General features: G+C 69.7%; 27 protein-coding genes. 16 read left to right on the forward strand and 11 right to left on the reverse strand.

The annotated features are described in order from the left end of the window. Nucleotides 1-2: 2 nt before the first annotated feature. Both EWH70_RS24055 and EWH70_RS24060 read left to right on the forward strand, forming a co-directional pair. Entirely contained in the window at nt 3-1,181 is a 1,179-nt protein-coding gene (locus EWH70_RS24055) for an NAD(P)/FAD-dependent oxidoreductase (protein ID WP_130477756.1), read from the forward strand. Further along, nucleotides 1,178-2,395 carry a cytochrome P450 gene (locus EWH70_RS24060; protein WP_165436390.1) on the forward strand — a complete coding sequence of 406 codons (1,218 nt, stop codon included), beginning with the start codon at nt 1,178-1,180 and terminating at the stop codon, nt 2,393-2,395. Before EWH70_RS24055 ends, EWH70_RS24060 begins: the two co-directional genes overlap by 4 nt. Before the next feature lie 7 nt (nt 2,396-2,402). On the opposite strand, the gene EWH70_RS24065 is transcribed toward EWH70_RS24060, so the two are convergent. Continuing rightward, nucleotides 2,403-3,056, reverse strand: coding sequence for a GNAT family N-acetyltransferase (locus tag EWH70_RS24065; protein ID WP_130477758.1), 654 nt, complete (start codon nt 3,054-3,056; stop codon nt 2,403-2,405). A gap of 177 nt (nt 3,057-3,233) precedes the next feature. On the opposite strand from EWH70_RS24065, the gene EWH70_RS24070 reads away from it, so the two are divergent. Continuing rightward, nucleotides 3,234-4,580 (forward strand): erythromycin esterase family protein, encoded by a 1,347-nt coding sequence (locus EWH70_RS24070; protein WP_130477759.1) that lies wholly within the window; start codon nt 3,234-3,236, stop codon nt 4,578-4,580. A 41-nt stretch (nt 4,581-4,621) separates the two neighbouring features. Here EWH70_RS24070 and EWH70_RS24075 read toward each other — a convergent pair whose 3' ends face one another. From EWH70_RS24075 to EWH70_RS24085, 3 genes are read right to left on the reverse strand one after another with little or no spacing between them, the layout of a single operon-like run. Further along, entirely contained in the window at nt 4,622-5,014 is a 393-nt protein-coding gene (locus EWH70_RS24075; RefSeq protein WP_240687189.1) for a nuclear transport factor 2 family protein, read from the reverse strand. Between the two features lie 37 nt (nt 5,015-5,051). Next, the gene (locus tag EWH70_RS24080) at nt 5,052-5,900 is read right to left on the reverse strand and encodes an oxidoreductase (protein WP_130477760.1); all 849 of its coding nucleotides are present in this window, start codon (nt 5,898-5,900) and stop codon (nt 5,052-5,054) included. 2 nt (nt 5,901-5,902) lie between these two features. After that, nucleotides 5,903-6,496, reverse strand: coding sequence for a TetR/AcrR family transcriptional regulator (locus EWH70_RS24085; RefSeq protein WP_130477761.1), 594 nt, complete (start codon nt 6,494-6,496; stop codon nt 5,903-5,905). A gap of 106 nt (nt 6,497-6,602) precedes the next feature. Here EWH70_RS24085 and EWH70_RS24090 point away from each other — a divergent pair, with 106 nt between their 5' ends. Then, nucleotides 6,603-7,631: a dipeptidase gene (locus EWH70_RS24090; RefSeq protein WP_130477870.1), complete on the forward strand. Its 1,029-nt coding sequence runs from the start codon at nt 6,603-6,605 to the stop codon at nt 7,629-7,631. Here EWH70_RS24090 and EWH70_RS24095 read toward each other — a convergent pair. Continuing rightward, nucleotides 7,621-8,826, reverse strand: a complete 1,206-nt coding sequence (locus EWH70_RS24095; RefSeq protein ID WP_130477762.1) for a cytochrome P450 — start codon at nt 8,824-8,826, stop codon at nt 7,621-7,623. The genes EWH70_RS24090 and EWH70_RS24095 overlap by 11 nt on opposite strands. 112 nt (nt 8,827-8,938) lie before the next feature. Here EWH70_RS24095 and EWH70_RS24100 point away from each other — a divergent pair, with 112 nt between their 5' ends. The 3 genes from EWH70_RS24100 to EWH70_RS35560 all read left to right on the forward strand — a co-directional run bounded on the left by EWH70_RS24100 (nt 8,939) and on the right by EWH70_RS35560 (nt 12,184). Next, on the forward strand, nt 8,939-9,535 hold the full coding sequence (locus EWH70_RS24100; protein WP_130477763.1) for a TetR/AcrR family transcriptional regulator: 597 nt from the start codon (nt 8,939-8,941) through the stop codon (nt 9,533-9,535). A 64-nt stretch (nt 9,536-9,599) separates the two neighbouring features. Then, nucleotides 9,600-11,570, forward strand: coding sequence for an eCIS core domain-containing protein (locus tag EWH70_RS24105; protein ID WP_205669228.1), 1,971 nt, complete (start codon nt 9,600-9,602; stop codon nt 11,568-11,570). Nucleotides 11,571-11,773: 203 nt separating this feature from the next. Further along, a complete protein-coding gene (locus EWH70_RS35560; protein ID WP_165436391.1) occupies nt 11,774-12,184 on the forward strand; it encodes a helix-turn-helix domain-containing protein in 411 nt (136 codons plus the stop codon). A 3-nt stretch (nt 12,185-12,187) separates the two neighbouring features. Here the strand turns inward: EWH70_RS35560 and EWH70_RS24115 are convergent, their stop codons facing one another. Both EWH70_RS24115 and EWH70_RS24120 read right to left on the reverse strand, forming a co-directional pair. Next, nucleotides 12,188-12,496 carry a DUF7677 family protein gene (locus EWH70_RS24115; RefSeq protein ID WP_130477766.1) on the reverse strand — a complete coding sequence of 103 codons (309 nt, stop codon included), beginning with the start codon at nt 12,494-12,496 and terminating at the stop codon, nt 12,188-12,190. 485 nt (nt 12,497-12,981) lie between these two features. Continuing rightward, entirely contained in the window at nt 12,982-13,257 is a 276-nt protein-coding gene (locus tag EWH70_RS24120) for a hypothetical protein (protein ID WP_130477767.1), read from the reverse strand. 273 nt (nt 13,258-13,530) lie between these two features. Here EWH70_RS24120 and EWH70_RS24125 point away from each other — a divergent pair, with 273 nt between their 5' ends. The 3 genes from EWH70_RS24125 (at nt 13,531) to EWH70_RS24135 (ending at nt 16,448) form a co-directional block, all read left to right on the forward strand. Next, nucleotides 13,531-14,409 (forward strand): GNAT family N-acetyltransferase, encoded by an 879-nt coding sequence (locus EWH70_RS24125; RefSeq protein ID WP_130477768.1) that lies wholly within the window; start codon nt 13,531-13,533, stop codon nt 14,407-14,409. Then, complete coding sequence (gene menC, locus EWH70_RS24130; RefSeq protein ID WP_130477769.1) at nt 14,406-15,512, forward strand: o-succinylbenzoate synthase; 1,107 nt, start codon at nt 14,406-14,408, stop codon at nt 15,510-15,512. The genes EWH70_RS24125 and menC overlap by 4 nt, the downstream gene beginning before the upstream one ends. A gap of 75 nt (nt 15,513-15,587) precedes the next feature. Next, the gene (locus EWH70_RS24135) at nt 15,588-16,448 is read left to right on the forward strand and encodes an SAM-dependent methyltransferase (protein ID WP_130477770.1); all 861 of its coding nucleotides are present in this window, start codon (nt 15,588-15,590) and stop codon (nt 16,446-16,448) included. A 10-nt stretch (nt 16,449-16,458) separates the two neighbouring features. On the opposite strand, the gene EWH70_RS24140 is transcribed toward EWH70_RS24135, so the two are convergent. The 3 genes from EWH70_RS24140 to EWH70_RS24150 are packed head-to-tail and all read right to left on the reverse strand — an operon-like array spanning nt 16,459 to nt 18,765. Beyond that, nucleotides 16,459-17,193, reverse strand: coding sequence for an ABC transporter permease (locus EWH70_RS24140; RefSeq protein WP_130477771.1), 735 nt, complete (start codon nt 17,191-17,193; stop codon nt 16,459-16,461). Between the two features lies 1 nt (nt 17,194). After that, nucleotides 17,195-17,905: a fluoroquinolone export ABC transporter permease subunit gene (locus tag EWH70_RS24145; protein ID WP_130477772.1), complete on the reverse strand. Its 711-nt coding sequence runs from the start codon at nt 17,903-17,905 to the stop codon at nt 17,195-17,197. Then, a complete protein-coding gene (locus EWH70_RS24150) occupies nt 17,902-18,765 on the reverse strand; it encodes an ABC transporter ATP-binding protein (protein ID WP_130477773.1) in 864 nt (287 codons plus the stop codon). The genes EWH70_RS24145 and EWH70_RS24150 overlap by 4 nt, the downstream gene beginning before the upstream one ends. Before the next feature lie 82 nt (nt 18,766-18,847). Between EWH70_RS24150 and EWH70_RS24155 the strand changes: the two genes are divergently transcribed. From EWH70_RS24155 to EWH70_RS24165, 3 genes are all read left to right on the forward strand, one after another. Further along, nucleotides 18,848-19,327, forward strand: coding sequence for a GbsR/MarR family transcriptional regulator (locus tag EWH70_RS24155; RefSeq protein WP_130477774.1), 480 nt, complete (start codon nt 18,848-18,850; stop codon nt 19,325-19,327). Nucleotides 19,328-19,383: 56 nt separating this feature from the next. Then, on the forward strand, nt 19,384-19,947 hold the full coding sequence (locus tag EWH70_RS24160; RefSeq protein WP_130477775.1) for a DUF6886 family protein: 564 nt from the start codon (nt 19,384-19,386) through the stop codon (nt 19,945-19,947). A 71-nt stretch (nt 19,948-20,018) separates the two neighbouring features. Continuing rightward, on the forward strand, nt 20,019-20,315 hold the full coding sequence (locus EWH70_RS24165; protein ID WP_130477776.1) for a DUF1330 domain-containing protein: 297 nt from the start codon (nt 20,019-20,021) through the stop codon (nt 20,313-20,315). Between the two features lie 650 nt (nt 20,316-20,965). Here EWH70_RS24165 and EWH70_RS24170 read toward each other — a convergent pair. Next, entirely contained in the window at nt 20,966-21,886 is a 921-nt protein-coding gene (locus EWH70_RS24170; RefSeq protein WP_130477777.1) for a LysR family transcriptional regulator, read from the reverse strand. A 153-nt stretch (nt 21,887-22,039) separates the two neighbouring features. Between EWH70_RS24170 and EWH70_RS24175 the strand changes: the two genes are divergently transcribed. The 3 genes from EWH70_RS24175 (at nt 22,040) to EWH70_RS24185 (ending at nt 23,912) form a co-directional block, all read left to right on the forward strand. Continuing rightward, nucleotides 22,040-22,414: a VOC family protein gene (locus EWH70_RS24175; RefSeq protein ID WP_205669229.1), complete on the forward strand. Its 375-nt coding sequence runs from the start codon at nt 22,040-22,042 to the stop codon at nt 22,412-22,414. A 58-nt stretch (nt 22,415-22,472) separates the two neighbouring features. After that, complete coding sequence (locus EWH70_RS24180; RefSeq protein WP_130477778.1) at nt 22,473-22,853, forward strand: VOC family protein; 381 nt, start codon at nt 22,473-22,475, stop codon at nt 22,851-22,853. Nucleotides 22,854-23,237: 384 nt separating this feature from the next. Next, nucleotides 23,238-23,912 (forward strand): GH12 family glycosyl hydrolase domain-containing protein, encoded by a 675-nt coding sequence (locus tag EWH70_RS24185; protein ID WP_130477779.1) that lies wholly within the window; start codon nt 23,238-23,240, stop codon nt 23,910-23,912. Nucleotides 23,913-23,991: the final 79 nt, after the last annotated feature.

Below are 23,991 nucleotides of genomic sequence, written 5' to 3' on the forward strand. Positions count from 1 at the left end.
CCATGACCAGGCGGCACCGCACCGTGATCGTCGGTGCGTCCATCGGCGGATTCACCACGGCGGAGTCCTTGCGCCACAACGGATACGAGGGCCGGATCACGCTGGTCGGCGAGGAGCGGCACCAGCCCTACCACCGCCCGCCGCTGTCCAAGCAGGTCCTGGCCGGCGACTGGGCGCCCGGGGACGCGGCCATCGCGCCGGCCGGGACGATCGCCACGCTGGGGATCGACCACCTCCCCGGCACGCGGGCGACCGGTCTCGACCCGGTCCGGCGCCTGGTCGAGACCACGAACGGCCCGCTCCCGTTCGACTCGCTGGTGATCGCCACCGGGGTGTCCGCCAGGTGGCCCGGCCGGCGGGCCGCCCTCGCGGGCTGCCACACGCTGCGCACCCTCGACGACGCGGCCGCACTCGCCGCGGACCTCGACGGCGCGGCACGCGTCCTCGTCGTCGGCGCCGGGATTCTCGGCGGTGAGATCGCGGCCGGGCTGGTGAAACGCGGCCTGCCGGTGACACTCGTCGACCGGAGCCGGTCGATGCGGTTCGGCCAGGCAGGGACGCTGCTCTCGGCGCGGCTGGTGGCCCTGCACCAGGCGAACGGGGTGGACCTGCGGCTGGGCTGCCGGGTGGTCCGGTTGCTCGGCACGGACCGGGTCCGCGGCGCGGTGCTGTCCAGCGGAGCGGCGGTCGCCGCCGACGTCGTGGTGGCCGCGGTGGGCAGCCGCCCGCGAGTCGAGTGGCTCGCCGGGACGGGCCTGCGGCTCGCCGACGGGATCGAGTGCGACGCGGCGGGCCGGGCGGCCAGGGACATCCACGCCGTCGGCGACGTCGCGCACTGGCCGGGCGCGCCCCGCGTCGAGCACCAGCAGAACGCGATCGAACAGGCACACGCGGTGGCCGCGACGCTGTCCACCGGCGTCGCGCAGTCGCCGGACATCGTGCCCTTCTTCTGGTCGGAACTCCACGGAACCCGCATTCAGGCGTACGGGCGGTTCACCGGCGCGACCGCCCTCGAGGTGGTCGCCGGGGACCCGGCCGGCGGAAGGTTCGTCGGCGTCGCGACCCGCGGCGGCACGCCGGTGGGCGTCGTGGGATGGAACCTGCCGCGCGCCTTCCGCACCGTGCGGTCCCAGTTCACGTCCGGGTCACCGGACCTCGCAGAAAGGCAGCTCCGCACATGACAAGCCAGCTGAACACGCGGGCCACGGGGTGCCCCTACCCGCACCCGCCGACGATGCCAAGGGACGGCACGCCGTTCCGTCCCTCACCGTCGTTCGCGCGGTGGCGTGCCGAGGCGCCCGCGACCCGGATGACGGCCGAGGACGGCAACGTCGGGTGGTTCGTCACCGGTTACGAGCTGGCCCGCCAGGTACTCCAGGACTCCCGCTTCAGCCAGGCCGACCAGCGGACCCCGCTGGGCTCGGCGCCGGTGCCGGCGGAGACGCCGATCGACGAGGAGACCCTGCACGCCCTGGTCGCCGGCAACGTCCTGGGTCTCGATCCGCCGCAGCACACGAAGATCCGCCGGGTCGCGGTCCGGCGCTTCTCGGTCCGCGCGGTGCGCGGGCAACGGGAGGCGATCGGCGAGTTCATCGAACGGCGGCTGGACGAGATTCTCGCCGCCGGGTCCACCGCCGACCTGTTCGAGGACTTCGCCGTCCCGGTGTCGGTCTTCGCCCACTGCCGGGTCCTGGGCATCCCGGACGGCAAGGCCGACGAGTTCGCCGCCCTCTTCGCCACCGAGGAACCGCGGGCAGGCGACATGGTGCGATTCGCGGCCGAGACCCTGGAGCTGAAGGCAGGCGACCTCGGCGAGGACACGATCAGCGACCTGCTGCGTTCGGAACTCACCGCGGGCGAGCGGCTGGGGATCACCACGGTGCTGATGGGGTCGGGGCGCGACGCGGTCGCGTACATGATCGGGACGATCATGGTCTCGTTGCTGTCGGATCCGGGCCAGCTGGAACTCCTGCGGCGGGAGCCCGGGCGGATCCCCGCCGCCGTCGAGGAGTTCGTGCGGTTCCACGCGATGTTCGTCTCGGCGCATCCACGCACCGTGGCCGAGGACGTCACCCTGGAGGGGATCGACTTCCGCGCGGGCGAACCGGTCTGGGTGTCCACAGTGGCCGCCAACCGGGACGGCGAGCGGTTCCCGGATCCCGACACCTTCGACGTCACCCGGGAGGCGTCCGGGCACCTCGCGTTCGGGCACGGCATCCACGCCTGCATCGGGCAGCAGCTGGCCCGGGTGACGATCGCCGAGGCGATCACCCGGCTGCTGCGGCGCCTGCCGGTGCTGCGCCTGGTCGAGGCGGAGCAGCGGACGCCGATGGCCTTCGCGGGCAACCTGCCGACCTACGCCCCGGGGACCGTCCGGGTCAGCTGGGACGGCTGAGCGGGATTCACGACGTCGCGATGCCCAGCACCGGATGTTCCGGTGTGCTCGACGGCAGTTCGTGGAAGCCGAGGCGGCGGTAGAACGCCAGCGCCCCCGGGTTGCCGGCGTCGACGCCGAGGAACAGCGCCGGCACCCCGCGCGCGGCGAGCGCCTCGCGGAACGTGTCGACCAGGCGCCTGCCGACACCCCTGCCCTGCAGCTCCGGCAGCAGGTTGATGTGCAGGTGCGCGGGGTAGTCGGCGACCTCCGGGATGGTGGTCACCTCGGGATTCAGGCCCGCCCAGACGAGCACTTCCTCGGTGATCACGGGGTGATGGCCGGTCGGAGGCCCGGGCGCCGGATGCCGCTTCGCGAACTCCGGCGCCCAGGACCGCCGCCACCACGCTGTGAACGCCTCGGTGTCGGCGACCCCGATCACGTAACCCAGGACGTTCGTCCCGTCGTCGGCGACGAAGGCGAGGTCGGGGGCGAACTCCAGGTAGGGCAGCGCGGCGACGTCGGCGACGAGCGTGTCGTCGGAGTAGACGCCCGTGGCGTCGGCACCGGCCGCCCCGGTGAGCAGACAGACCCGCGCCACCGCGTCGCGGTCGGCCGGGCGGTACGGGCGGATCGTCAGCTCGCCCGGTTCGCCGGGCCCTGCCAGTGCGATGTCGTTCATGACCTCAGCGTCGGGCAGCCATGATCCACGGGCAACGCCGCGGTTGGCCGGAACCGGTACGTTCTTTGCCCCTCTCCCCCGGACTACGTCACCGGGCGTACCCGGCGAGCCGCCTGACGACGGATGCGCCGGCGACGGCCGCGGGCCATCGTTGGGCGCGAAGGAGAGGTGAGGTCGATGACTCGACACAAGCGGCGGCGACGAGGACTGCTCGCTCCCGCCCTCGCACTGGCGATGCTGGTGAGCACACCGGCGGCACTCGCCGGGCAGCCGCGGCACCCGGTGGCCGGCTGGGTCCGGCACAACGCCGCGCCGCTGGAGCACGTGGACCCCGCGGCCCCGCTGGACGACCTGGCGCCGCTGCGCCGCGCGGTCGGCGACGCGTGGATCGTCGGGCTGGGCGAGTCGGTGCACGGGGCCGCCGAGCAGCAGACCCTCAAGCACCGCACCGTGCGGATGCTCGTCGAGCAGCTCGGGTTCCGCTCCATCGCCTGGGAGGAGCAGTGGACGACCGGGCTGGCGGTCGACGAGTACCTGCGCACCGGCGAGGGTGACCTGGCGGCGCTGGTGCGCGGGCTGGGCCCGCAGTGGCAGTCCCGGGAGATGACCGACACGCTGCGCTGGCTGCGCGACTTCAACGCCGGCCGGGCGGACAAGGTGCGCTTCGTCGGCGTCGAGTACTACCTGACCGGACTTGCCGCCTACACCGGCGTCGACACCTACGTCGCCCACGCCGCCCCCGGCCGGCACGCGGAGCTGCTGCGGCACCTGAAGCCGATCACGCCCCGCACCGGGAACATCGACGACCACATCACCTGGTTCGAGGCCCTGCCCGCCGCGGAGCAGCAGGCGGTCGTCGACGACGCCCGCCGGGTGCACGACCTGGTCGCCGGCCTCCCCGGCCGGCCGGGGCACGCGGTGGCGCTGCGCCACGCCCGGCAGATCCTGTCGTTCTTCGAGCACCTGATTCTGCCCGAGCCGGACACCCACACCTACCGGGACGCGCGCACCGCGCAGACCGTGCGCTGGTGGCAGGAACTGACCGGCGACAAGGTCGCGTACTGGGCGGCCAGCCCGCACACGGCCAACGCGCCGCGGCTGCGGATCGCCCTGCCGCCCGAGCCCGACCTGCGCTTCGCCGCCGCCGGTTCGCACCTGCGCCAGTGGTACGGGCGGCGCTACCTGTCGATCGGGTTCACCTTCGACCACGGCGCCGTCCGGCTGACGCCCGACCTGACGGTCCCCCAGACGCCGCCGAAACCACACTGGTTCGAACGGCCCTTCGGCGAGACCGGAATCGCCCAGTTCACCCTGGACCTGCGCAGGCCGGCACCACCGGCGGTGCGGGAATGGCTGCGGGCACCCGCCACCACCCGGGGCATGGCACACGCCGGTCCGGAGTCCTATGTGGACGGCGGCAGCCTGGGCCAGTGGTTCGACGTGATCGTCCACCGCCAGGAGGTGACCCCCATGCGGCCGGCGCCGGTCAGCCCGGATCGCGGTGCCGGCCGCGCGGCGGCGTGATCGACATAGCGTGGTGGAGCACGTCGCTTGTCACACGATGCTCACACGATGCCGGTGGCCTGCGACCAGACACAGCGCCACCCGTTTCCGCCCGAGACGTACACGTCGGTGTGCCAGGCCTCGTGCCGGGGAATGTCCGTGCCGTCCACGGTGACCTCGATGGCACACCGGTAGCGGAGAACGACGACCCCCTCGCCGGCGACGGCGACCGGGTCACTCAGCAACTCCAGGCTCCGGTAGGCGACCTGCCCGGTGGTGAGCAGGTCGAGGTACTGCGCCTTGGTCCAGACGGCGCCGGTGGGGTTGCACAGCTCGTATTCCGGGGCATGCAACCGGTCGTACGCCTCGGGGTCGACGTCGAGCAGGCTCCGGATCCGGTCCTTCTCGGCCTGGACGACCTCGCCGGCCGGGTCGCCGGTCAGATGGAGGGTCATGCCGAACGATACCAATCTCGTGAACCGGATCGTGCGGTCAGCTGGAAGCGATCTGGTGGCCGTCGGGAAAATCGGTGGAGCGGGACAGCTCCTCCCACTCGCGCAGGTCCTTCTCGACAGCGGAGCGGCCGGCGGCGACCAGGCGCAGCGCGTCGGAGCCCAGTACCAGATGCACGGGTGGCTTCTCGGCCGCCACGACCTTCAGGACGGCCTCGGCCGCTTTGGCCGGGTCCCCCAGCTGGTTGCCGCTGGCCGCCTGCCGGGCCGCGCGGATGGGTTCGAACAACGTGTCGTAGTCCGGAATGGATCGTCGCGCGCGGACCATCGACCGGCCCGCCCAGTCGGTGCGGAACGAGCCCGGTTCGATGATCGTCACGTGCACGCCGAAATCCGCGACCTCCTTGGCGACGGTCTCCAGGATGCCCTCCACGGCGTACTTGCTGCCGCAGTAGTAGGCCAGCCCAGGCACGGTCATCAGCCCGCCCATCGAGCTGACCGCGAACACGTGCCCCGCACGGCGCTCGCGCATGAACGGCAGTACCGCCTGCACCGTGGCGGCAACCCCGAACACGTTGACGGCGAACTGCGCCCGCAACTCGGACAGCGGTGACTCCTCGAACACCCCCTCGTGCCCGTAACCGGCGTTCGCGATGAGCACGTCGATCGGCCCGACCCGCGCCTCGATCTCCTCCACGACGGCGAAAACCGCGTCGTCGTCGGTGACATCCAGCCGGCGCGCGTGCGCACGTCCCGGCGCGAGCGCTTCGAACACCTCGGCGTCCTCCGCCCGGCGGATCGTGCCGACGACGGTGTGCCCGGCGTCGAGCGCCCCGCGGGCGAACGCCCGGCCGAGGCCGCTGCTGACACCGGTGATCAGGAAAAGCATGGTCACCCTTCAGGTAGGACGCGGCACCAGATCTCGACCATCGTCTCGGTCATGCGATCCAGACCGCCGGGTTGTGTTGACGCGTGGTAGAAGTTGCGTTCGGTCATCCAGCACAGCGCTTGGGCGAGCGCCGCCGCGTCCGCCGGGCCGTTCCCGTCGGGCAGACCGGCCGCTACGAGGACACGGGTCATGACCTCGGTGTTGTTGGCGATGGTGTCGCGCCACAGCCGGGCGATCTCGGGCACGTGGGGGCCGAACTCGACCGCCGCCCGCATCACGAGTCCGTGCTCACGCCAGGCGCCGGCCACGTTCTCCACCGCCCTTCGCACGATGTCGCGCGGGAGCGAACCGGGGCCGGCGGACCGTTCGTCCATGTGCAACCCGGCAACCGTGCGTTCGACCAGTGCGGCGAGCACCTCCTGTTTCGATCCGAAGTAGAAGTACAGCGAGCCGCGGGAGATCCCCGCACCCTTGGCGATCGACTCGACGGTCATCGGCTCGGTGTGTTCCCGTTCGAGCAGCACCTCTGCGGCGTCCAGGATCGCCTGTTCGCGCAGGTCACCCTTCCTCGGTGCGTCACGACGCTTCGCTGCCACGACACCACTATGACATGCCGCAGAGAAAAATCTGCACTGTGTCGAAAAATTTCTGCGTGACGTAGAACGCACCGTGCCAGGCCTGCCGACCTAGACTCAGGTCGTGATGTCTCTGCACCAGGACGCCGTGGTGGTGGACTGCCACAACGACCTCATCCTCCTTGTCGACCACTTCGACCAGCGAAATCAGCCCGGCCACTTCAGCGACTTCTGGCTTCCCGAGCTGCGGGCAGGCGGAGTCGACGTCCAGATCCTGCCCATCTGCCTCGAACCGGCCTTCCAGTCCGAGGGCGGCCTGCGCCGCACGCTGCTGCTCGTCGAGCGCATCCACCGCCTCGCCGCCGAGCACAGCGACGACGTGGCGGTGTGCCTGACCGCCGCCGAGATCGACGCGGCCGTGGCCGCGGGCAAGATCGCCCTGGTCATCGCACTCGAGGGAGCACACGGGATCGGGCAGGACGTCGCGCTCGTCCGCACCCTGTACCGGGTGGGCGTCCGGGTCGTGTCCATGGCCCACTTCGGCCGCACGTTCCTCGCCGACGGCAGCGGCCTGGACACCACCTCACGGGGCCGGCTCACCCCGCAGGGCATCGAGGCACTGGCCGAGATGGAGGACCTGGGCATCGTCTTCGACATCAGCCACCTCGGCCTCGGCGGCGTCGACCACGTGCTCGAACTCGCCACCCGGCCGTTCCTGGCCACCCACTCGGCCTGCCTCGGCATCACCGACATCCACCGCAACCTGCACGACGACCACATCAAGCAGATCGCCCAGCTCGGCGGCGTCATCGGGGTGGCCGCGGCGATCCCGTTCTTCATCGACGCCCAGCACCCCACCGCCGACCGGGTCGTCGACCACATCGAACGGATCATCGAGGTGGCCGGCATCGACCACGTCGGGCTCGGCCCCGACTTCATCGACGACTACTACCAGCAGGTCTACGGCGGCTGGATCATCCCGCCCGAGTTCGCGGCCACCACCGCACACGCCGAGATCGCCCGGCCGTCGGACCTGCCCAGGATCACCGACGCACTGGTACGGCGCGGATTCGCCGAGCCGGACATCCGCAAGATCCTGGGCGAGAACGTGCTGCGGGTCCTCCGGGACGTCCTGCGGGGCTCGGTCACCACCTGACGGGCAGCGCGTTGAGGTAGGTGCCGGCGTCGTGGCGGACATCCAGCTCCTCGAACGGCACAGCCAGCCGCAGCCCGGGCAGCCTGCGCAGCAGGGTGGGCAGCCCGATCTGCAGCTCGGCGCGAGCCAGCGGCTGGCCGAGGCACTGGTGGACGCCGTAGCCGAAGGCGAGCTGTCCCCTGACGTTACGGTCGAGGTCGAGCACGCCGGGGTCGGCGACGAACGACGGGTCATGGTTGCCGGCCAGGTAGTTCAGTACGACACCGTCGCCTGCCCGGATGACCTGCTCGCCGACCGTGATGTCGGCGGTCGCCACGCGCGGCAGCATCTCGGCGATGCTGAGGAAGCGCAGCAGTTCCTCGACCGCGCGGGCGACCACGGCCGGGTCGTCGGTGTCCCGGAGCCGGGCGAGCTGGTCCGGATGCTGGAGCAGCACCGCCGTGCCCATGGAGAGCATCCGGGCGGTGGTGTCGTGCCCGGCGATCAGCAGGGCGACACCGTTGATAGCCACCTGCTCGTGGGTGAGTTCGCCGGTCGCGACGTACTCGTGGACCAGGGTGCTGATGATGTCGTCGGCCGGCTCGCGTTCCTTACGGTGCACCAGATCGAGCAGGTAGGCGAACAGGGTCCGCGTGGCCTGCGCCTGCTCGTCGGCAGGCAGGTTCCGGTTCGTCATGGTCTTGCTGTTGCGCTGGAAGAACTCGTGGTCCGAATAGGGCACCCCGAGCATCACCGAGATCACCAGGGACGGGACCGGCAGCGCGAAGTCCGCCACGAGGTCGGCGGGCGGGCCCTTGCTGATCATCTGTTCGACGAACCCGTCCACCACTTCCTGGATCCGGGGCCGCATCGCGTCGATCCGCTTCACCGTGAAGAACTTGGTGATCATGCGCCGCAACCGGGTGTGCGCCGGGGGATCCATCTGCAGGAAGAACAGCGGCACGTCGTCGACTCGCTCGCCCAGCAGCTTCGGCAGGCGCGGGTTGGTGGCGTCCGTGCTGATGGCCGGATTCCTCGCCACCGACCGGATGTCGTCGAACCGGGTCACCGCCCAGGCCGACGAGCCGTCGCGCAACCTGACCCATTGCAGGCCCTCTGCCTGCTGCCAGGTCGCGTAGTCGGCAGGCGGGTGGAACGGGCAGCGCGCGTCGCGTGCGGCGGGCGCGGCGGGCAGGTCGCTCTGGTTCGTCGTCATGGACTGCTCCTGTCATGGCTTCTCCCTTGCCGTGTTCCATAAGGCTACACATGTAGGAAAACCTGCACTAGTAGGCAATCGTGTGCCGGGTTCAGCGAGGTAGGCTCCGCCCATGTCGACGAGCGGAGCCGGCCCGGGACGGCCGGTGGACCGGCGGGTTCGGCGCACGCAGGCCACGCTGCAGAACGCCCTGATCGAGCTGGTGGCGGAGCAGGACCTGACGAAGATCACCGTCGCCGACGTGGCGGAACGCGCGGAGGTCAGCCGCTCGACGTTCTACGACCACTACCGGGACGTCCACGAGCTGGCCGAAGCAGCCTGCACCGCGATGATCGACGATCTGATCGACTCGCTGCCCCAGACGCAGTACGCGGCGGAGGAACTGGAGCGCTCGGCCACCGACGGGTTGCGCCAGTTCTTCGCCAGCCTCGCCGAGCACGCCAACCTGTACCGGAGCCTGCTCGGACCCCACGGCAGCGCACGCATCATCGATCACATCCGCCGCCGCGTCACCGCACGCCTGTACGCCGGCGAGGCGGAGCAGGCCGGGCAACCGGAATCACCGCTTGACGTGCCCACCGCGTTCATCGCCGGGGCGCTGATCGGTGTCGCCGTCGACTGGCTCCAGCACGACCGCCCGCACCCTCCGGCCGACATGGCCGCTCGCACCTGGCCGCTGTTCGCCGCCCTTGTCGCGGTCCTCGCCTAGGCGTGACGCGATGGTGACGGCGGCCGCGCAGACTGCGCGAGCCGTCGATCAGGGGATTTCGCAGATGGAGCACGTACCGAAGACCGGCCGCAGGACAGCCGACAGGCAGGCCGTCGCTGTGCCTGACGGCAGCGGGCGGCCCCTCGAACCGGATGTGCGTGCCTTCATGGAGAGCCGCTTCGGGGAGGACTTCAGCCGGGTGCGGGTCCATGCCGACCGTCCGGCGGCCGAGGCCGTCGCTGCGGTGGACGCGAAGGCGTTCACCTTCGGCGAGGACGTCGTGTTCCGCCCGGGCGAGTACTCACCGCGGACCGGGGAGGGCCGCCGGTCCCTCGCGCACGAGCTGGCTCACGTCGTGCAGCAGCGCCGGGGCGGCGGGCCCGCGCCCGGTTTCGACACCGGTCACGCACTCGAGAGCTCGGCCGACGCGGCCGCGGCCGCGGTCTCCGGCGCCGGTCCCGTGCGCGTGTCCGGCGCCAGTGCGCCGGGCCTGGCCAGGCAGGTGGAGACCAAGCCCGTGTCACCCCTTGTCCTGCCGAAGGAGGGCATCAGCATGCCCTGGGTCGGCAAGGGCGAGGGGATCGACTCCAGCGACCTGGGCTTTCTCCGCGACTCGGAGCGCTACTGGGCGGACTGGGTGAAGAAGTGGGGCAAGAACGGCGCGCTCAGCCAGGCCAACCTCGCCGCCATCGCAGGCGGCCGGTCGCCCGTGGTCGACGCGCAGTGGGTGCAGGTCTATCCACAGCACAAGGCCTACCTGGGACAGGTACTCGAACACCACCACGTCGGCCAGGGCGCGTTCGCCGTGCCGCTGCCGCACGACCTGCACAAGGCCCATTCGGTGTTCCATCCCAAGCGGCAGACCGTCGGCCAGGGCAACCGGCCGCTGAAGCCGGTCAACCCGCTGCAGCCGCGAAGCACCACCGAGGGCAACGTCGCCAAGCACACCGGGTCGGGCCGGATCCGCGGCGAGGGCATCACCCCGAAGAACCCGCCGAAGGTCGGCCGTATCCCGCCCTCGTCCGGGCTCAGCGCGGGGGTCAAGGGAGTGCGTCCGCCCGGCGCGAAGGGCATGGGCAAGTCACTGCTCGGGGTCGTGATCGTCCTCGGCATGTCCGCGCTGGCTTCGAAGGCCCAGGCGGCCACCGAGGACAGCGCGAGAACCCCGGCGCTGAACCGGATCGACGCCGAGATCGAAGCCTCGCTGCTCGCGCAGTTCGACACCTACCTGGTGCTGCAGCTGGACAATCCGGGCGCCTCGGTCTACGCCAACATCACGCTCTCCACGACGACGGCGACCACCCGGATCGTCGCGGGCACGGAGGTCGAGGAAATGACCAGGACGAGTCCGCCCGAACTGGTCTCGGTCGTCATCGCCGCGACCCCCGTCAGCGCCACCGAGACCGTCCTGGGGCCGGAGAACCGCAACGCGTTCTACGAGGAGGACACCGACGTCACCACCTATCCGGCGGAGCTGACGCTGGTCTCCGTCGAGCGGCTGCGGGCCGAGGCCGCCGCCCGAGGGCTCCTGACCCCGGAGCGGGACCAGCGACTCGGCAGGTACGAGGCCACGCTGCTGCAGCGGGCGCGGGCACGCGAGCGGGAGAAGGCGGAGGACGACGAGAAGCGGCGCAGGGCGAAGCTGGCCGAGCTGCGTGCCACCCCGCCGGTCACCCCCTCGCCGGAACTGCTGCCGGGCCCCGGCACGCCGGCGCGCCCGCCGGCCCAGTCCTACGGGCCGTTCCTCTCTCCCCAGCGAGCCGAATGGCGTGCCGGCGACTACGCCGACGCCTTCGAGGCGCTGCAGGCCGACATCGTCGCCAAGGCCAAGGCGGTCGCCGCGAAGAGCAGCGCGAACACGCTGAGCCGGGAGGAACTCACGGCGTTTCGTGCCGAGCGCGACCGGTGGATCAGCGACCTGCGGACCGTGATCAAGCGGCTGGAGGGCCGCGGCGACGAGCAGGGCCTCAACCGGTTGAAGCGGATCAACGACTGGCTGGCCAACGAGGGCCACAACATCGTGATGATCCTCTGAGCGATCACCGCGGCCTTACCAGGCGGCCGCGTACAGCGCGGTCGCGGCGGCGGCTTCGACCAGGAAGTAGAACCAGTTCGCCCCCCGGGACCTCGATCGTCAGCGCGTACCAGGATCCGGCGTCCGGCCGGTCGGGCGCCGGCGGAGCGTTCGCCCACTGGGCCGGTGCCGCAGGCTTCGGTCATCAACACGAAGCGCGGCTCGTGACCTCCCTGCCGGTGCTACCCGGCGAGGCGGCGGCCTGGCTCGACTCGGCAGCGCCGAGCGCGACGCCCGGCATCGATCCCCGGATCGGGCAGATCACGGCAGCTCTCCACGAGAACCCGGCTGCACACCGCGCCGCGGCGGACCTGGCGCACGACGTCGGCCTCTCCGAATCGCGGCTGCCGCATCTGTTCCGTTCCGAAACCGGAACGACGCTGCGGTCGTACCGGACGTGGGCGCGAATGCTGCACGGAGCCAGGTGCGTCGGCAGGGGCGGCAGTCTCACGGCCGCCGCTGCCGAGTCCGGCTTCGCCAGCCCCTCCCACCTCGCCGATCGCTTCAGGCAGACCTTCGGGACGACGGCATCGACGCTGCTTGGCCGCGGCCTCCGGATACACCTGATGGACTGACCCTCAGTAGAGCCGCAGCTCCCAGTCCTCGAACGGCGGTTCGCCGTCCGGCAGGCGACCGGTCATGTACTGGTAGATGTACGCGGCGGCCCGGCGTTCGGCGTACTTGGCGTTCACCGGCTCACCGTCGTCGTCGAGTTCCAGGACGTTCGCGAAGATGGCGAACGGCATCTCCAGGTGGCTCGGCGACTCCCCGAGGGCGTCCCAGTAGTCGATGTCGTCCAGCAGCGGGTGCCCGACGGTGCCGTTCGCGATCCAGAAGGCGAAGGTCCGCAGTGCCCCGGAGGTCCCAGTCGACAGTTTCGTGGTCATGGGTGAACCCTATTCCGCCGCGGAGGCAGCCCCCGACCTGGACTACAGTTCAATTATTTCGTTCGGAGAATCATCTTCCTCATTGAGCCAGATGGTCGCCTTGGCAGGACGATTTCGAAAACTTCTGAGAATGGGTCCTATCGAGGCCATCAACTTGAGAGCATCCGAGCGCCAAATTCGTTTGCCGTCAAAACATCCCCGCAATCCGCTTCTCTTGATTCCGTCCGCAACCTGGTGCCCCCAGCGCGAAAATAGCTTCTCGTTCCTCTTTCTCCCCATACTCTTCGCCGGTCAGCAGCCTCAGCGGCCGGGAGCCGGCGCGGTGAGGACCCCGTCGAGCAGGGCGAGGTAGTTCTCCACCGTGGGCGCGCGACAAGGGCGGAGCGGGCCAGGGACGGGTACTCGTACAGAACGTCACCAACCTCACCGCGACCTGGCCCAACGACTGCGGTCCCCACCTCGAACGCGGCCAAACCCTGTGGGCTTCAGGCTTTCTCCGCTGACACCACGGCCGGCATCCGCTTCAGCCGGTCCAGCAGCAGAACAGCTTCGGCCTCGGTGAGCAGGACCGTGCAGTCGACACGGCTTTCGACCACACCTTCCCGAACGCTGACACCCAGGTTTCGTACGGCGTATCGGCGGCTGTGCAGGAGTGACACGACACGGAGAACCCCGGCGAGACCGCCGACGACGTGCGTCGTCATCGACCGGTACGAGGGAAACTCGGGCGTTTTCGAGACGGTGGAAGCGGAAAGTGTCATTTCGGATCTCCTTGAGCGGTCTCTTCGGTAGATCCGGACCAGGCCCCGGCAGCGCACGACGACTCAGCGCGCCGGCGGCCTGGCTCAGCCGACGCGCCAGGTAATGATGATCCTGCGCATGAACCGGACTGTACACCACAGCATCCTGGCTGGACACGGCGTTACATTGTGGACGGCCCCCAACATGGGCCGCCGGATTCGTCGGCCGCTACGAACGGCGGCCGGACACAACGTCCTAGTGTCGTGAACCGACCCTGGAGGAAGGATCGTCCGGTGACGAATCGCGCGACGAACGCGGAGACTCCGGCCGACGGGGCGGTCTGCGCGGAAGCCGTCGCCGCCGCCCACGCCGCCGCCGCTGCCGCCGGCGTGGACGTCCGGGAGCTCGCCGAGGTGGCGGACCTGGCCGCGGTGAGCGACCTGTTCGAGTCGATCTGGCGCGCCCGGCCGGTCAGCACGGAGCTGCTGCGGGCCATGTCCTCGGCGGGGAACTACGTCGCCGGCGCGTTCGCGAACGGCGTGCTGCTGGGGGCCTGTTTCGGCTTCTTCGGAAGCCCGGGGAAACCGGCGTTGCACAGCCACATCGCCGGAGTCACGGCCGGCGCGGGCCGCGGGATCGGGTACGCGCTCAAGCTTCATCAGCGCGGCTGGGCGCTGGACCGCGGCATCTCGCGGATCACCTGGACCTTCGACCCGCTCGTCCGCCGCAACGCCTACTTCAACCTCGGCAAGCTCGGCGCGCTGCCATTGGCCTACCTGCCCAACTTCTACGGCCCCATGGGGGACGAACTCAACGGATCGGGCGACACCGACCGGCTGCTCGTCGGCTGGGACCTGACCTGCCCGGCCGTACGTGCCGCCGCGTCCGGCACGCCGGTCACGGCCGACGCCGCGGCACTGCGGAACCGGGGTGCCGCGCGGGCGCTGTCGGTCGACTCCCTCGGCGGCCCGGTGGCGGGCCCCGCGGACGGGCCGACCGTGCTCGTCGCGGTCCCGCCGGACATCGAACACCTGCGCCGCACCGATCCGGGCCGCGGCGACGCGTGGCGGGCCGCGTTACGCGAGGTCCTCGGCGGGCTGCTGGCCGACGGTGCCAGGGTCACCGGTTTCGATCGTGCCGGATGGTACGTGATCTCGAAGGAGCAGTCGTGAAACTCAGCGGTGTGGAACTGCGCAGGCTCCGGATGCCGCTCGTGGCGCCGTTCCGGACGTCGTTCGGAACGCAGACCGAACGGGAGCTGCTGCTCGTCCGGGCGGTCACGCCGGCAGGCGAGGGCTGGGGCGAATGCGTCACGATGAGCGCCCCGGTCTACTCCTCGGAGTACAACGACGCCGCCGCCGACGTGCTGCGCAACCATCTCGTGCCCGCGCTGCTGGGGGCGGGTGAGCTGACCGCCCACCGGGTGGCGTCGCTGCTGGCGAGGTTCAAGGGGCACCGGATGGCCAAGGCGGCGCTGGAGATGGCCGTCCTCGACGCCGAACTCCGCACGCACGACCGGTCGTTCGCGGCCGAGCTGGGGTCCGCGCGGGACACGGTGCCCTGCGGCGTCTCGGTCGGGATCATGGACTCGATCCCCGAGCTGCTCGACGTCGTGGGCGGGTACCTCGACGAGGGCTACGTACGGATCAAGCTCAAGATCGAGCCGGGCTGGGACGTCGAGCCGGTCCGGCGGGTGCGCGAACGCTTCGGCGACGACGTGCTGTTGCAGGTCGACGCGAACACCGCGTACACCCTCGGCGACGCGGCGCGGCTGGCCCGGCTCGACCCGTTCGGGCTGCTGCTGATCGAACAGCCGCTCGACGAGGAGGACATGCTCGGGCACGCCGAACTGGCCCGGCGCATCCGGACCCCGATCTGCCTGGACGAGACGATCGTGTCGGCCCGGGCGGCGGCGGACGCCATCAAGCTCGGCGCGTGCCAGGTCGTCAACATCAAACCGGGCCGCGTCGGCGGCTACCTCGAAGCCCGCCGGGTGCACGACGTCTGCGTGGCGCACGGCGTCCCGGTGTGGTGCGGGGGAATGATCGAAACCGGCCTGGGGCGGGCCGCCAACGTCGCGCTGGCGTCGCTGCCCGGCTTCACCCTGCCCGGGGACACCTCGGCCTCCGCCCGCTTCTACCGCACCGACATCACCGAGCCGTTCGTGCTGGTGGACGGCCACCTGCCGGTGCCGTCCGGGCCGGGGCTCGGTGTCACGCCGATTCCCGGGCTGCTGGAGGAGGTCACCACCTCGACGGTGTGGATCGGTTCATAGCTGGGCTAGGCTGGTCTGTGGTGTGCCGGGAAGCCTGGTCGGCGTCGTATGGACCCGTCCCGGATCGGAGCACACGTGAACAACCCCGCCGCCCAGACCGCGCTCGGCCCGATGGTGATCGTCGCGGTCGACCAGCATGAGAACCCGCCGCTGGTCCACGACGGACTCGCCGGCCGGATGTTGCCCCGCGGCGGCAGGCTCGCCGTCGCCGCGGCCCGGTGGCGGCCGGTGCGCCGGGCACTGATCAATGCCACCGAACGCAGGATGCCGGGTCTGTGGGCGAGCATGCTGTGCCGGAAGCGCTACATCGACGACATCGTCGAACGCGTCGCCCCGCACGTGGCGGCGGCGGTGATTCTCGGCGCCGGGTTCGACACCCGGGCCTACCGGCTGCCGGCGCTGGCCGGCATGCCGGTCTACGAGGTGGACCAGCCGCTGAACATCCGCCGCAAACGCGCCGCCCTGGCCGCCGCGGGCCGGCGGCACGGCGGGGTCACCCTCGTGCCGGTCGACTTCCAGACCCAGCAGCTCGCCGGCGTCCTGGCCGGGCACGGCTACCGGGCCACCGAGCCGACGGTCTTCGTCTGGGAGGCGGTCACCCAGTACCTCACCGAGGACGCCGTCCGCGCCACGTTCGACTTCCTCGCCGCGGCCCCGGCCGGAAGCCACCTGGTCTTCACCTACATCCGGCAGGACTTCCTCGACGGAACCGCCCTCTACGGCGCCGAACCGGCCTACCACGAGTTCGTCGTCAAACGCCGCCTGTGGCACTTCGGCATGCACCCCGAACGGGTCGCCGGGTTCCTCGCCGGCTACGGCTGGACCCACACCGAGCAACTCGGCCCCGCCGAGTTCGCCGCCCGCTACGTCACCCCCAGCGGACGCAACCTCCCGGTGTCGGAAATCGAACGCTGCGTCCACGCCACCAAGAACTGACCGTCCGGGCCTAGCTGCTCGTACGGATGAACCTGCGGTAGAGCGGCCAGGCCAGCAGGGCGTGGAACGCGGTTCCGGCGAGCAGGTAGGGCCACCAGGTGCCGCCGTCGCTGGCGGTGAGGAATGCCTGGGCGGGCCAGTAGGTCGGCAGGATGCCGAAGGCGAGGTCCCAGTCCGAGTCGATGAACGCGGGCAGCAGCGGCAGGCCGGCGACGATGATGCCGAGCGCGCGGATCGCCGCGATGCCTTCGACTTTGTTCTTGGCGACGGCGAGGATGGCCAGCGCGATGACGAGCGCGGACAGGCCGGTGAGCAGGCCGATCGGGATCAGTGCGGGGACGAGGTGGCCGGGCAGCAGGCCGCTGACGGTGATGGTGGCGATCACGTAGACGGTGGTGAGGACCACCGCGACGGTCGCACGGTACGCCAGGTAACTGCCCAGTGAGGCCGGGGTGACCCGGACCGCGGTGAGGGTGTGCGCGTCGCGTTCTTCCAGTACGAGCATGCCGGTGACGCCGCCGACGATGATCGCGCTGGTGAGCAGCAGGAACCCGACCAGGATCACCGGGTAGTAGGGCGTGAGGTCGAACTGGTGGTCCTCGGCGAGCAGGCGGGTGACCGGCGGGGTGCCGAAGCGGACCGCGGCGATCCAGACCAGCGGGGCGAGGGTGACTCCGACCAGCAGCGAGTCGCGGCCCACGCCGCGCAGATCGTTGCGGCCGAACGCGGCGAAGGTGTGTGCCATGTCAGGCTCCTCCGGTCTTGGCGATGAGGTACCTGGTGAACAGCCGCTGGGCCAGCAGCCACATTCCGGCGGCGAACAGCACCGGGTACAGCACGCCGTAGGCGGCCTGCCAGAGGGTCAGGGTCTTCTGGTCGAAGGCGGCACCCAGGAACAGCAGTGGCCCGTGGGTGGGCACCAGGTAGAGCCAGGGCGTCTCCCACAGTCCGGAGTAGTGGACGATCGGCAGGTTGAACACGGCGATGGGCACCACCGCGGGCAGGAACCAGTCGCTGACCGAACGGAAGGGCAGTGCGGTGAGGAAACCCAGCAGCAGCATCAGCACCGTGCCCAGTGCGGCGCCGAGCACGAGCAGCGGCAGGTGGTAGTGCACACCGTGGGTCGTGGTCGCCACGAACACCGCCAGCAGCACCGACAGCGCGGTCAGCATGACCACTTTGGACGCGAGGTACTCGTGGAACCGCAACGGGGTCGTGACGACCGCGTTCAGGGTCCGCTCCCCCTTCTCGAAGAACACCGCGGCGGCGACGAAGAAGAATCCGACGATCATCAGGTCGCCGAGGATCACGTACGGTTCCGCGGTGGAGCGCAGCTGAGCGGGGATGGGCAGTAGCAGGGCCAGCCACAGTACGCCGGAGAACACCGCGGCGTGCAGGAACTTGTACCGCCACTGCAGGGTGATCTCCAGGCGCAACGCCACGGCGAGGCGGCTCATGTCAGGCTCCGCCCGGTGGCTTCGACGAACACGTCGTCCAGGCTGGCTTCCTTGCTGTGCAACGTCTCCACGCGTTCGTGGCGGAGCAGGGCGAGGAAGTCCGGGTTGCCTGCCAGGCCGTCGAGCGGGAAGTCCTTGCCGATCAACGTGTCCGCCTCCGATCGGTACTCGACGCGGACCTGCCGCAGGCTGCGGGCGACCTTGAGTTCCCTCGGCGAGCCAAGCACGACGATCCGGCCGTCGACGACGAACGCGACCCGGTCGCAGAGCTGGTCGGCGGTGGCCATGTCGTGGGTGGTCAGGAAGATCGTCTTCCCGCGGGCCTTCGCCCGCAGCACGATGTCGCGGACTTTGCGGGCGTTGACCGGGTCCAGGCCGGAGGTCGGTTCGTCCAGGAACAGCAGGTCCGGGTCGTGCAGCAACGCCCGCACGAACACCAGCCGCATCTGCATTCCCTTGGAGAACTTCGCCACCCGGGTGTCCGCGTCCTCGGCCAGGCCCACCGCGTCGAGCAGTTCCATCGGGTCCAGAGTGGATCCGTCATAGAGTGACGCGAAGAACCGCAGGTTCTCCAGCGCGGTCAGTTTCTGGTAGTGGTTGGGCAGTTCGAAGGACACCCCCACCCGCTGGTAGTAGTCCTGCCCCCACTCGGCGGGTTCCCTGCCCCACACCGACACCGAGCCCCCGTGCCCGGTCAGCAGGCCGATCAGGATCTTCTGCGTGGTGGACTTGCCCGCGCCGCTGGGTCCGAGGAACCCGAAGATCTCGCCCTCGCCGACGGCGAAGTCCATCCCGCGTACGGCGGGTTCGCCGCCGCCGGGGTAGGTGAAGGTGAGGTTGTCCACCTCGATCACGTCCATGGTTCATACGGTATCGAATCTTCGCACTTTTGCGAACATTCGCAAGTGTTAGGATTGCGTCAGGATCCTGGAAGGGAGTTCGATGGGTGACCCGATGGAGCCGGCCGAACGGCTCGCGTTGACGCTGACCAGCGGCGGCATGCAGCGGATGACCGCGCGCGTGCTGTGCGCGCTGCTGTTCGCCGAGCAGGAGACGGTGACCGCGGGCGAGCTGGCGGACTGGCTCACCATCAGCCCGGGCACCGTCTCGACCGCGATCAAGTCCCTGACCTCGGTGGGGCTGATCGAGCGGGTCCCCGCACCGGGCAGCAGGCGCGAGCACTTCCGCTTCCGTGACGGCGCCTGGGCCATCCTGATGTCCAGCCAGAACGAGATGATCAAGATCATGCAGGAGGCCGCCGACGAAGGCATCGACGCCGTCGGCGAAGACAGCATCGCCGGACACCGCCTGGCCGAGATGCGCGACTTCTACACCTACCTGATGGCCGAACTCCCCGCCGTCATCGACCGCTGGCACGCCAGCCGCGACGGACAGCCCCCGCCTGGCGGGTCGTCCCGGTAGCGCGCGCGTCCACTGGACGGAAGACGACGCCAACCCACGCCGGTTACCGTGAGGCCATGAGACCGGAGCCCGGGCAGGTGCTGCACTTCTCCGAGGACCCCACCATCACCCGCTTCGTACCGCACGTGGCCGCGACGGCACGGCAGCCCGGCGCCTACGTCTGGGCCGTGGACCACGACCGGGCCCCGGACTACTGGTTCCCCAGGAACTGCCCCCGGGCAATGGCCTGGACACTGCCCACCACATCGCAGGCAGACGCCGACCGGATCCTCGGCCCCGGCGGCGGCACCCGCGTGCACGCCATCGAGTACCACCGCCTCGGCGAACTCTTCAGCGTCCAGCTGTTCGCCTACCGGCTCCCCGCCGACCGCTTCCGGCCGTTCGGCACACCGACACCCCACGCCATGGTCGCGACCGAACCCGTGCAACCCCTCGGCCCACCAGAGCCGGTCGGTGACCTCCTGCGGCTGCACGCCGACGCCGGCATCCAGCTTCGAGTGCTCGGCAACCTCTGGGACTTCTGGGACGCCGTCACCACGAGCACGCTGGGCCACAGCGGAATCCGGCTGCGCAACGCACTTACCGGGCCTACCCCGACAGGTAGCGATCGCCCGCCCTGATCCACCCGGCTCTTTCGGGCCGATGGATCTGAGTATGTTTCTGATGATCAGTTCCGAACGCAGGAGGAACCGTGGCCAAGGGCTACTGGGTCAGCGTCTACCCCACCAGCACAGACCCTGAGGGTCTTGGTGCCTACAACGAACTGGCAGGTGTGGCCGTCAGGGCCGCAGGCGGCCGGGTGCTCGCCGGCATCGGCAGCCGGGTCGTCGCACACGAAGCCGGAATCGCCGAGCGCGTTGTCCTGATCGAGTTCGACAGCTTCGAACAGGCGGTCGCCGCCTATGAGAGTGCGGCTTACCAGGAGGCGCTGGCCGAACTGCCCGACGGCTTCGAGCGCGACTTCCGCATCATCGAAGGCCTCGACTGACGATCGAGGCCGCGGGGCGACACTGGGCCGCCTTCGGCGACCGATGCCGGGCCGGGTGAGGTCATCGGCCGGTTCCGTACGGACCGGATCGGTCTCCCGGCCAATCGGACCGGCCTCGTGGTGAGGAACGCGGGCTGCCAGATTCCGTAGGAGCCCAGCCTGATCGTCATGTCGCCACCGCAAGGACGAAAAATGCACAAAGTCATCCCTCGCGGCACCGCTCCGGGTCGGTGCCGAATCAAACCGCCGCCGACCCCGCCATTCGCCCTGGTCAGAGCAGCCGAGGACATGCCGTAGTGACCGCGATGCGGTCGGAAAACACCCGCCCTGCGCCGCGGGCGTGAACGCCGGCGATGCGGCCGAAAGACATGCCGAGCGGCTCGCCCGCTCGCCCCCTGTTATCGAGTCGGCATCGTGCCCATACCCGTGGGACCAGCAAAAACACTCACCGACGGGTCGGTTCTGTGCCTGCCACCGTGGCACAGCAAGCAGGCGCGTTCCCCACTGCCGACCCCAGGGGCAGACCAAGAGCCGTCCCGCCGAAACGGGCTCGACTGGTTTCGGCAAGCTGAAGTGGCTCCGGTGCGGCCTCCTGATCTGGCCCTGCTGCCTCGGGGATCTCCTGCAAAGGGTTTGGCCGGGAGCGGTTACTACGCGGTGGTCGCCCCGCTGTCATCAAGTTCGTGGGATATCTCGTGTGCGACCTGGGTGGTAATCGCGATCGTGCGCTCGGTCAGTGGGGAGTGGCTGCGGGCTGACTGCCAGAGCAGGTGGATCTGACGCGGATGGGGCGCGGGCTGCAGGGTGTGCAGACGCAGCGTGGTGTCGTCCCAGAGGCCTGCGGCGTGCACGGCCAAGCGCGGCAGAATGGCCCAACCGAGTCCGGCGCGCACCATGGACAGGAGCGCTTCGTTGCCCGCGGCGCGGAAGACGATCAGCGGATGGACGCCGTGCCGCGCCAGTTCGCGCTCCAGCCGCGGCTGGTCGCAGGTGGGCGGGTAGGCCACCATCGGCGCGCCGTCGAGGCAGGCCAGCGGGACCGGGCCGGCGGGTGCGGCGCCGGGTGTGGCCACCAGCAGGTACGGGTCGTCGAGCAGTTTGAGGTGTTCCAGGTCGCCGCCGACCCGGCAGTCGTAGAACACCAGGTCCAACTCGCTGACCTGCGGTGGGTCCGTTTCCTCCTCGAACAGGCGGATGTCACAGCTGGGGTGCTCGTCGCGCAGCCGCCGCACCACCCGGGGAAGGACCACAGTGGACACACTTTGGAAGGTGCCGATGTCGATGCGGCCATCGCCGGCCTTGAACCGCTCGATCGCGGTCGTCATGGCGGTCGCCTTGGCGAGCAATTCGCGGGCATGGGCCAGGACCACAGCGCCCAACGGGGTGACCTGCACCGGTTTCGGCCCGCCCGGCCGATCGAAGACCGCGCCACCGACGGCCCGCTCCAGGGCGGCGATCTGTTGGCTCACGGTGGATTGTGTGTATCCGAGCCGGGCGGCGGCCCGGGCGAACGTGCCCTCGTCCGCGATGGCGGCGAGCGCGGCCAGGTACCGCAGTCCGATGTCGGTCACGCGGCGCAGGCTACCCACGATGATCGCAAATCTCAATCGAACTAATCGCTTATGTTCGCTATACGCGATGCTGACGCGGCTCTAGCGTGGCTGTGTGCGACGACGTGGTCCTGCGACCGCCCGCGGACCCAACCAGGGAAGGAATGAGCCACGATGACGAGCAGGGACAGCATGAAGGTCGGCATGTACTCCTTCGACTGCCGCGACGCGGCAGCCCTGGCGGGGTTCTGGTCGAGAACGCTTATGCGGCCCGTGGATGACGGCGCGACGGCAGCCTTCGCGACGATCGGCTTCGACGGCAACGGCCCGACCTGGATGTTCCACCAGGCCCAGGGCGAGCTCCCGGCCGGGCAGAACCGCCTGATGCTCGACCTCGGCGGCGAGGCCGACTGGTCCGAGCAAGCCGACCGCGTCGAGGCGCTGGGCGCGGAACGGGTCAGCGACAACGAACAGGACGGCATCCGGTGGGTGGTGTTCCGCGACCCGGAGGGCAACACGTTCCGGATCTTCGCCCCACGACCCGAATAGCCACCCCGAGCACGCCGGGGGATGACGCACGTGACGAATTCCGGAGGGAGTAGCTCTGATGCACGTTGGACCCGTCATCGCCGTGACCGACCTTGATCGGGCACGCGAGTTCTACGAGGGCAAGCTGGGTCTGGCCGGCGAGCCGACACCGGGCGGCTGGCTTGTCCGCGGCGACGACGACACGGTGATCTACCTGCTCGCCGGATTCTCGGACGCCGGAACAGCCAGCTGGCCGGTGGCCAGCTTCCGGGTCACCGACGCCCGGACTTCGGCACGAACCCTCCGCTCGCGCGGGGTCACCTTCCTCGGCCGTGCGGAGTTGCCCTTCCAACTCGACGCCGACGGCATCTCCTCGGACACGCCCGGCCTGCTGGTGGCATGGATGCGCGACCCCGACGGCTCCGTGCTCACCATCTTCAGCCGCACCGCACAGCATTAGCGAAGACATCGACACAAGATCCCGTACACCACCCGGCACGTGGCAGAGCGCCTGAAGCCGAACGGTCCGCACATCCCGCATAGCGCGTTCGCCGGGGACTGGGTGCTCACCCGCCCCCGTGCAGCTGTCACATCCGCTAACCGCGTTTAGCTCGCCCGGGATCCGCGGCGCCGCCTGGTCGTGCGCAGCCGGAAGGATTCGGTACCGGCCGAATTACTCGATTCGGATTACGAACATTGCCCACGGCTACAATTCGGCCATAGTGTGTATTCACCCCTCGCGACAACGGATCGCGCGGGTGTCGAATTCGCTGTCGAAGCGATTCGACTGTGAATTCGACTGACTACGACGACAAAGGAGTCGTTTGTGTTCAGATTTGTGCGCATGGCCGTTCCCGCTCTCGCACTGGCGCTGGCAGCCAGTGTCATACCGACACCGGCGCTGGCCGCGGCGTGGAGTTCGTCCGACCGGTGGGGGACCTGGAACAACGGTGGTTACACCCTCTACAACAACATCTGGGGCCAGGGCTACGGGCCCCAGAGCATCTGGGCGAACTCCTACAGCGACTGGGGCGTCTGGGCCAACCACCCGAATACCGGAGGCATCAAGTCCTACCCGAACTCCAATCGTGACGTGAACCGGCGGCTCAGCTCGCTGAACAGGGTCACCAGCAGTTTCAACGTCACCGTTCCCAGTGCCGGCGCCTACACCAGCACCTACGACATCTGGGCCAACGATCATGCCTACGAGATCATGCTCTGGATGAACAGGACCGGCCCCATCGGACCGATCGGCTCGTTCCAGACCAACGCCTCGGTCGGCGGGCACGACTGGGCTGTCTACCGTGGCTCCAACGGTTCGGCACAGGTCTTCTCGTTCGTCCGCCGGTCCAACACCAACGCGGGCAATGTCGACATCCTGGCCGTCATGAACTGGATTCGTGCCCGTGGCTGGTACGGCGACGTGACGCTGAGCCGGGTGCAGTTCGGCTACGAGATCACCTCGTCCAGCGGCGGGATGAACTTCCGCACCAACAGCTACTCGGTCAGCTACTCCTGACCCGTCTGGTGCCGCCAACCCTCAAAGCACGTGAAGGCCACCTTCATTACGTGAGACGTGGTGAAGGTGGCCTTCACGA

The sequence above is a fragment of the Amycolatopsis suaedae genome, assembly GCF_004214935.1.
In the GTDB taxonomy this organism is placed as follows: Bacteria; Actinomycetota; Actinomycetes; order Mycobacteriales; family Pseudonocardiaceae; genus Amycolatopsis; species Amycolatopsis suaedae.

Excerpts from the sequence above, each read along its gene's own strand:
- EWH70_RS24060 (WP_165436390.1), top strand. The coding sequence starts at position 1,178 with ATGACAAGCCAGCTGAACACGCGGGCCACGGGGTGCCCCTACCCGCAC.
- EWH70_RS24100 (WP_130477763.1), top strand. The coding sequence starts at position 8,939 with ATGTCGACGAGCGGAGCCGGCCCGGGACGGCCGGTGGACCGGCGGGTT.
- EWH70_RS24185 (WP_130477779.1), top strand. The coding sequence starts at position 23,238 with ATGGCCGTTCCCGCTCTCGCACTGGCGCTGGCAGCCAGTGTCATACCG.
- EWH70_RS24070 (WP_130477759.1), top strand. The coding sequence starts at position 3,234 with ATGACTCGACACAAGCGGCGGCGACGAGGACTGCTCGCTCCCGCCCTC.
- EWH70_RS24080 (WP_130477760.1), bottom strand. The coding sequence starts at position 5,900 with ATGCTTTTCCTGATCACCGGTGTCAGCAGCGGCCTCGGCCGGGCGTTC.
- EWH70_RS24145 (WP_130477772.1), bottom strand. The coding sequence starts at position 17,905 with ATGAGCCGCCTCGCCGTGGCGTTGCGCCTGGAGATCACCCTGCAGTGG.
- EWH70_RS24150 (WP_130477773.1), bottom strand. The coding sequence starts at position 18,765 with ATGGACGTGATCGAGGTGGACAACCTCACCTTCACCTACCCCGGCGGC.
- EWH70_RS24140 (WP_130477771.1), bottom strand. The coding sequence starts at position 17,193 with ATGGCACACACCTTCGCCGCGTTCGGCCGCAACGATCTGCGCGGCGTG.
- EWH70_RS24160 (WP_130477775.1), top strand. The coding sequence starts at position 19,384 with ATGAGACCGGAGCCCGGGCAGGTGCTGCACTTCTCCGAGGACCCCACC.
- EWH70_RS24155 (WP_130477774.1), top strand. The coding sequence starts at position 18,848 with ATGGGTGACCCGATGGAGCCGGCCGAACGGCTCGCGTTGACGCTGACC.
- EWH70_RS24120 (WP_130477767.1), bottom strand. The coding sequence starts at position 13,257 with ATGACACTTTCCGCTTCCACCGTCTCGAAAACGCCCGAGTTTCCCTCG.
- EWH70_RS24090 (WP_130477870.1), top strand. The coding sequence starts at position 6,603 with ATGTCTCTGCACCAGGACGCCGTGGTGGTGGACTGCCACAACGACCTC.
- EWH70_RS24115 (WP_130477766.1), bottom strand. The coding sequence starts at position 12,496 with ATGACCACGAAACTGTCGACTGGGACCTCCGGGGCACTGCGGACCTTC.
- EWH70_RS24095 (WP_130477762.1), bottom strand. The coding sequence starts at position 8,826 with ATGACGACGAACCAGAGCGACCTGCCCGCCGCGCCCGCCGCACGCGAC.
- EWH70_RS24175 (WP_205669229.1), top strand. The coding sequence starts at position 22,040 with ATGACGAGCAGGGACAGCATGAAGGTCGGCATGTACTCCTTCGACTGC.
- EWH70_RS24075 (WP_240687189.1), bottom strand. The coding sequence starts at position 5,014 with ATGACCCTCCATCTGACCGGCGACCCGGCCGGCGAGGTCGTCCAGGCC.
- EWH70_RS24105 (WP_205669228.1), top strand. The coding sequence starts at position 9,600 with ATGGAGCACGTACCGAAGACCGGCCGCAGGACAGCCGACAGGCAGGCC.
- EWH70_RS24055 (WP_130477756.1), top strand. The coding sequence starts at position 3 with ATGACCAGGCGGCACCGCACCGTGATCGTCGGTGCGTCCATCGGCGGA.
- EWH70_RS24180 (WP_130477778.1), top strand. The coding sequence starts at position 22,473 with ATGCACGTTGGACCCGTCATCGCCGTGACCGACCTTGATCGGGCACGC.
- EWH70_RS24065 (WP_130477758.1), bottom strand. The coding sequence starts at position 3,056 with ATGAACGACATCGCACTGGCAGGGCCCGGCGAACCGGGCGAGCTGACG.